Source organism: Streptomyces sp. NPDC004732, assembly GCF_040609235.1.
Taxonomy (GTDB): Bacteria; Actinomycetota; Actinomycetes; order Streptomycetales; family Streptomycetaceae; genus Streptomyces.
Genome location: NZ_JBEXJR010000048.1, coordinates 1 through 1,262 on the forward strand (window position 1 = coordinate 1; position 1,262 = coordinate 1,262).

The 1,262-nt window shown below is 41.0% G+C and carries 2 protein-coding genes; both read left to right on the forward strand.

From position 1 onward, the window contains the following. Positions 1–742: bifunctional DNA primase/polymerase (locus ABZV77_RS42675; protein WP_356268789.1), on the forward strand; the 742-nt coding region annotated here is incomplete at its 5' end. Between the two features lie 10 nt (positions 743–752). Further along, the coding region (locus ABZV77_RS42680; protein ID WP_356268791.1) for a hypothetical protein at positions 753–1,262 on the forward strand (510 nt) is incomplete at its 3' end.

Genomic DNA, 1,262 nt, shown 5'->3' on the forward strand with positions numbered 1-1,262 from the left:
ATCTGGTTTTCCTCTTGTGATTAGTGATAGGGGTATTTTATTGTGGACTTCAAGCGGAACACTTGACGAAATCACAGTGAGCGCGTGGTTTGATGAAATACCGAACCGCAATATCATGATTAATCTTAGAAACAGCGGTTTGATTTGTATTGACTTAGACCAGCACCAAAACGGACAGAATGGCAGAGCTGTATTTAGTCGCTTGTGGAATGAACACAGCGAGGGCGAAATATTAAGTACCTATGTTGAAAAGACACCCACAGGCAACGGCTTGCACGTTTTCTTTAAAGTTCCCAAAGAGCTATTCAGTCAGCCAATTGTCAATGAACTAGCGGACGGTGTAGAGATAAAGACACACTTTACACCAATCTACCCAAGCAAACGTACAGACGGCGATTATATCCCTTTGAATGATACAGAAACTAACGAGCCTTTAACTTTCGATAGTCTTTGCGATTGTCCTGATTGGTTACTTGAAATGATACAACGACCACAAAAAAGACAGAACCCAACGCTAGGAAGTCGGACTTATGGCGCTGAAATGTGGGAGTTATTCAACCAAGGCGCACGAAAAGGGAATCGAAACAATGACACGAACCGCATTCTCCACTACTGGAGAAAAATCGGCATTGATAACAATCATTGCATGGACTTATTGCGAACCTTTAACAATCGAACCAGTCCGCCCTTACCTGATGACGAGCTGGCAACTATTTGGAAAAGTGTATTCAAGATGAAATAGAAAGGAAGTCATGACAGACCAATTAGAAAAACTTGTGGCAGAAACACCACAGGAAAACGTAAGAAGTCCAAAACCTAAAATAGAGGACTTCACAGATTATGGCGAAGACGGCAAAAAAGTCGTTAATGTCGCAGGTTATCAGGAATGCTTAAAAGACTGGTTAGAACAAGAAAAAGAAATCATTAATAGCCCTGACTATGTCAAAGCAAACACTCAAACGCTTAGAGCTGTTAGAAAACTATTCTTTGAACACCGTAACTTATTTTTAAGCACACCTAAGGAAGACGGCAACGCACCCAAGTCACTAAGTCCCTTAGATACGGCTAGAATCATCTATAAAACGCTAAAAGTCATCAAATTAGACCACCAAAGCGGACTGTTAGGCGTTTACAACCCTGAACTAGGCATATATGAAACAAACGAAAACTTCTTTCATCGGCTCATTTATTGGCTAGAGCCGTCTTATAGTCAAGCACGGTCAAAAGAGGTTCTCTTTAAACTTGAAACCTTATCAGAGGTT